This window comes from uncultured Nostoc sp. (assembly GCF_964245445.1).
GTDB lineage: Bacteria > Cyanobacteriota > Cyanobacteriia > Cyanobacteriales > Nostocaceae > Nostoc.
Map to the genome: position 1 here is coordinate 1 of NZ_CAXTNE010000123.1, position 5847 is coordinate 5847.

The 5847-nt window shown below is 44.7% G+C and carries 4 protein-coding genes; 2 read left to right on the top strand and 2 right to left on the bottom strand.

The window, feature by feature from the left end:
- Positions 1-250: 250 nt before the first annotated feature.
- Entirely contained in the window at positions 251-2362 is a 2112-nt protein-coding gene (locus ACFE90_RS20250; RefSeq protein ID WP_375503644.1) for a TIGR00300 family protein, read from the top strand.
- A 43-nt stretch (positions 2363-2405) separates the two neighbouring features.
- On the top strand, positions 2406-2924 hold the full coding sequence (locus tag ACFE90_RS20255; RefSeq protein WP_375503646.1) for a DUF2085 domain-containing protein: 519 nt from the start codon (positions 2406-2408) through the stop codon (positions 2922-2924).
- 284 nt (positions 2925-3208) lie between these two features.
- Here ACFE90_RS20255 and ACFE90_RS20260 read toward each other — a convergent pair whose 3' ends face one another.
- Positions 3209-3643: a hypothetical protein gene (locus tag ACFE90_RS20260; protein ID WP_375503648.1), complete on the bottom strand. Its 435-nt coding sequence runs from the start codon at positions 3641-3643 to the stop codon at positions 3209-3211.
- A 93-nt stretch (positions 3644-3736) separates the two neighbouring features.
- Complete coding sequence (locus tag ACFE90_RS20265; RefSeq protein ID WP_375503650.1) at positions 3737-5038, bottom strand: acetyltransferase; 1302 nt, start codon at positions 5036-5038, stop codon at positions 3737-3739.
- Positions 5039-5847 lie beyond the last annotated feature (809 nt).

The following is a 5847-nucleotide window of genomic DNA, read 5'->3' on the forward strand; positions in this document are numbered from 1 at the left end:
GGGGAGAATATTAATGACCAATGACCAATGACTAATGACTAATGACTAATGACTAATGACTAATGACTAATGACTTTTGCCACCTTCTCTACTTATTCCTATCTTCCAGTAATAGAATTAAGAACGAAGCTTTTGTAAAGCCTTCAACTATCAAAAGATAGAAGCTCTAGTAGCATATTTTACCGAATGTCAGTAGATCGAAAATCTGTATCCCAAATAAGCTAGTATATAAAACGCTTGTAAGATTTTTATGACTTCCCGTATTCGCTTTTTGATGTGCCCTCCTGACCACTACGATGTGGACTATGTGATTAATCCTTGGATGGAAGGGAATATTCACAAGTCATCGCGCGATCGCGCCGTGGAACAGTGGCAGGGACTACACCAGATCCTTAAACAACACGCCATTGTAGACTTAGTACCACCTGAAAAAGGTTGGCCAGATTTGGTTTTTACCGCCAACGCTGGCTTAGTATTGGGGAATAATGTCGTCCTCAGTCGCTTTTTGCACAAAGAACGTCAGGGAGAGGAGCCTTTCTTCAAACAATGGTTTGAGGCAAATGGTTATACAGTCAATGAACTTCCCAAAGATTTGCCCTTTGAGGGAGCAGGGGACGCACTGCTGGATCGAGAAGGACGCTGGTTATGGGCGGGATACGGTTTCCGCTCAGAATTAGATTCTCACCCTTATTTAGCTAAATGGCTGGATATTGAGGTGCTATCCCTGCGACTCATAGACGAACGTTTCTATCACTTGGATACCTGCTTTTGTCCCCTAGCAAATGGCTATTTGCTATATTATCCAGGCGCTTTTGATTCTTACTCCAACCGCTTAATCGAAATGCGAGTCGCACCCGAAAAACGAATTGCACTTGAAGAGGCTGATGCAGTCAACTTCGCTTGTAATGCGGTGAATGTAGATAGCATCGTCATTATGAACAAGACGAGTGAGGCTTTGAAAACCCGCCTTGCAGATGCAGGTTTCCAAGTGTTGGAAACACCGCTTACGGAATTTCTCAAAGCTGGTGGTGCAGCTAAATGTTTAACTTTGCGGGTAACAGAACCAGTTAGAGATGAACTTCATGCCAATGTCTCGGTAGAAAGCCGCGTCATTCGCATGGAGGGACACTTGCTCGACGCAGGCTTAATTAACCGCGCTTTGGATTTGATTATAGACGCTGGAGGAAGCTTCCAAGTCCTGAATTTTAACTTGGGAGAACAGCGCCAAAGTACCTCAGCCGCCGAAGTTAGGGTATCAGCGCCATCCCATGAGGTGATGGAAGAGATCATCTCCCGGTTGATTGAATTGGGTGCTGTAGATTTACCGCATGATGAGCGAGACGCAAAACTGGAGCCGGTAATTCAAGACAGTGTTGCACCTGATGATTTCTACGTTAGTACAATTTATCCCACTGAAGTCCGAATTAATGGCCAGTGGGTAAAGGTGGAAAATCAACGGATGGATGGCGCGATCGCAATTACCCAAACTGCCAATGGTTTTGTCGCTCGGTGTAAAATACTACGCGATTTAAAAGTTGGTGAACAAGTAATTGTAGATGTGTTAGGTATCCGCACCATCCGCAAAACTGAATCGCGCGAACTACGCAGCACCCAAGAATTCAGCTTTATGTCGGCGGGGGTTTCTAGCGAACGGCGCGTGGAATTGGTGGTTGAGCAAGTAGCTTGGGAATTGCGGAAAATCCGCGATGCTGGTGGTAAGGTAGTTGTCACGGCTGGGCCGGTGGTGATTCACACTGGTGGCGGCGAACACTTGGCGCAACTGGTTCGGGAAGGATACGTGCAAGCATTACTGGGTGGTAATGCGATCGCAGTTCACGACATCGAGCAAAATATGATGGGCACTTCCTTGGGTGTAGACATGAAGCGGGGTGTCGCCGTGCATGGTGGACACCGCCATCACCTGAAGGTAATTAATAGTATCCGTCGTTATGGCAGCATTCCCAAAGCTGTGGAGGCGGGGGCAATTAAAAGTGGCGTGATGTATGAGTGTGTCCACAATAATGTGCCTTTTGTGCTTGCGGGATCGATTCGGGATGACGGGCCTTTGCCTGATACCCAAATGGATTTGATTAAAGCACAGGAGGCTTATGCCAAACACCTCGAAGGTACGGAGATGATTTTGATGCTGTCATCGATGCTGCACTCCATTGGCGTAGGAAATATGACTCCGGCAGGGGTAAAAATGGTGTGTGTGGATATTAATCCAGCTGTGGTGACTAAGTTAAGCGATCGCGGTTCTGTGGAATCGGTGGGTGTGGTAACAGATGTGGGATTATTCTTGAGTCTGTTGATTCAGCAGTTGGATAAGTTGACAAGTCCTTATGTTAATAAGGTAGGTTAGGAAAATAAACCGCTTCAGGCGCAGAGGGCGCAGAGAAAGGGAGATGACAAGAGTAGCTTTCAGTGAAGAGTTGCAGGTTAATTGGGTTAGTTTGATTGCTGATTTCTTGTTAGTAGGTATGGTTTTTGGCCCACCTATCGCTCCCTTTTTGGCTGCGTCTGGAGTGTCTTTGCTTCCTGGGATTGCGGACATAATTTATTTCATGGGTAATCATGTTTGTCCGCAACCAGATATGGGGTTAGATTTGGCACCACCGTTTATTATGGCTGTGTGTATGCGCTGCTACGGCACTGTCATGGGTTTGCTGATTACTCGTCTGTTGTATGTGGTAACTGGTGGTAAAGGTTTTTACTGGTTGAATCAGTATGGTTGGAGTGGTGTGGCTTTAGCTAGTGTGCTAATGATGGCTTATCCTTTGGAATTGGCAGCACAGATTTTCGGTTTGTGGAGTTTTAATAATTATCTGGTTACACCTTTTGGGTTGATTACGGGTTTAGCGTGGGGATTGTTTACTATGCCGATTTTGCACGGGGGGCGGGGTGCTGAAAGCAGCTTGCGTTAATTGTAGAAAAGGTTTTCCGGAATTTATAGCGCAATACGCTTGGGTTAAGGCTAAAACTCTTTATCAAAGTCAATTTTTTTAACGTAGACGCGTAGCGGCTTGCCGCAGGCTACCGCACAGAGAAGTTTGAGCGGCAAAAGCCGCCCCTCAAAGCTTCTCCTTCAAAGACGCTGCGCGAACGGTGGGCGCAGCGAAAAGTCGGAGCGCCGGTTTCCGGCGATCTGAACTTTTCAAGGCAGAGGAAACAGAAAAAAGAGAAAAATGCTTAACCCAAGCGTATTGATTTATATAGGACTCCTATTTGATTTTTGCTGAATTTTATTACTTGTTGGTTCGCCTACAGCCCAAGCTGGGGACCATTTACTATAGTTTTCTCTTTCTAGAACGGCTCGAACTCGGTAAGAAAGCTGTGCGGCTTCAAAAGATAGTATTGCATCTCTGTTCAATAACCCTTGAGCTTTGTTGTTCTCACCTGCGGCGGCTTGAATTTGAAAACAGCGATCGCTTTGGCGACGAAACTTTGGCGCTCTGCCTTCACTAGTTATCGTTTGCAGTTCATAGGCTATAGCTTGTGGGTATTTGTCCCAACACATTTTCCAATAAGTTGACCATGCAATACGCTTGTTTGGTAGCTCTTCTACTTTGTCTTCTAAAGTAGCAACAATGCCTTGTACTGGGAGATTGTTACTCGTCGGCTTAGATTGATTGCAGCTACTCAAAAATAATCCTAATAGCGTCATGAATAAGAGTATAAAATGAGACTTCTGTACAAGTCTTGCCTCATAAATTTTCATCTCTTGAATAAGGTATTGTTACCACTCAACTTGACCAAAAACTGTGTTGTTATCGTAGATAATTTTGTCACCAATATTTGTGCCGGGAGCTAACACCGAATTGACAACAAGGCTTTTCATTCCAATGGTAGAGCCTTCTCCAATTAAAGAACGAAAGATAATTGCTTGACTTTTGAGCGTAACGTTGTCTTTAATTGTTGTAGGCTCTTGCTCGCCATTAATATCTACTTGGGGTCTTCCGCCACCATGCACAATGGACTTAGCACCGAAAGTAACATTGTTGCCAATAATAATATTGCTTTCTTGTAGAGCATGAAAAATTGTATTGTCTCCCATCCGATTGATACGTCCGACGTTAAAAGGTTCACCCTCATCAGCACGGAGTGAAATCCGTCTACCCATAACTTTAGTAGAGTCGATACGCATCTTAGAATCAGCGAGGTTCACGTCGCCAATGATTCGGTTGCGGAAGTTAGGGTCGCGGGTAGGAACTCCAGCAAGTTCTGGTAGGTCTTGATTGGGGTTAAATGCTGTGTTTCCAGGATCGTAGTTAATGCCTCGCACGTTTGACGCATTTTTTCTTGCAAGCTTGGTGTACTCTCTTGCAAAGGCAATATTGACTTCAAGTACGGCTTCATTAAAGGCAATGTCAGCTTCGGTGAGCAAGCGCACTTTACCTAAAGCTGGGTCGTCTGCTTGGGCTTGGGTAGTAACGTTCTTACCTGGTAAAACAATGTAGCCGCTTTTGAGTGTTACACCACTACCTACTCGTCCTAGAGTGGAAACGCCCGTATTTTTCTGCAAAATTGCGCCGTCTACCTCACTGCCAAAACCGAGAAATACTTCTTGATCTTTGTTTGGATTTACATCAATGTTAGTACCACCGATACCGATCTGGGCTGGACCCTTGATTGTTACACCGTGAGCCATAATTACGTGATCGGCAATTTTCACCCCTTTTATACCTAGTAATCTAACCTTTTGTTTTACATGCTCGTCGCGCTCAAACTTGCCAATGATTGTGACATTATCTTGCACGTTCGATTCTGCATCAATGGTAATGCCAGCATCATAGCTAGCGATTAGCTTCGCAAAAGGTCCTATGTAGACTTGTTTTGCCAATGTAATATTGTCAGCCTCGAAAATTATTGCTGTAGGATCAATAAAACTAGCTATTTCTGGCGTTGCTGTACTAGGGCATACTGAGCGGTTGGATCGAGTAGGATTACATCCTTGAATATTTGCCTTAACTGGCATACCACTTACTAACGTTGGTATTAGTGCGGCTAAAGCAATCAATTTTTTACTAGTATTCAACATTGAACAATTCCTTGAGCATTTGTGTTAACTAACAGATGAGTATACGTATTTATCTTTCAAATTAAGGCGTTGCATAAATGCGGGATGATTTTATGGATTTTCCTTTGCACGGCAATTGCTTTAAGTCTCTTAACCCGGACGCCAGTCACCAGATAAGGAAAACCCCGAAGTTGTGATCTAAGGAAACCTTATATGGTGACTTCTCTTCGTCTGAGCGTGCTGGCTTTGCAACGCACTGCCTTGTCTTTGCAACGGACACTTTGCTCAAGTCAAGCCACTGCGTTGCGGTGAATCCAGCGCTGTAGGCGGGTTTTCCACCGTAGGCGACTGGTGAACCCGAAGGGAGGTTCCCGACGCTCGATAGCGTAGCGTTAGCGACGTAGGAGCGTCTGACTCGCTACCGCTTCTCTACGAGACGCTGCGCGAACGCTATCCGTTGTAGCAAGTGGCGTAGGAAACCCTGACTGTGGAAATGTCCTCGCCTTTGCGTGATACATTCATCCCTAGATTGAGCAACGCCCAAACTAAAAATAAACTGGTGCTGTTTGCTAGTTATTTGCTGGTCAGTATATATAGTTAAACAAAATATTTAATTAGTCAAGTATTGGGAACTACTAATTTTAGGTGGATAAACGCGAAGCTGTCACTTAGGGCAAGTAAGTCTGAAAGTATTGCTTTACAAGCTTTTCAGCTATCAGTAACAACAGCTTGTAGGGTGGGTATTGTAATGCCCACTCTAATCTGTAAATAAAAACTTGATGCATTGGCATTGTCTGTCAAAACAATGGCATTGTCAGTCAATGCAATGC

Bases quoted from the DNA above. Each gene is read 5' to 3' on its own strand.
- ACFE90_RS20250 (WP_375503644.1), top strand. From the start codon at position 251: ATGACTTCCCGTATTCGCTTTTTGATGTGCCCTCCTGACCACTACGAT.
- ACFE90_RS20255 (WP_375503646.1), top strand. From the start codon at position 2,406: ATGACAAGAGTAGCTTTCAGTGAAGAGTTGCAGGTTAATTGGGTTAGT.
- ACFE90_RS20265 (WP_375503650.1), bottom strand. From the start codon at position 5,038: ATGTTGAATACTAGTAAAAAATTGATTGCTTTAGCCGCACTAATACCA.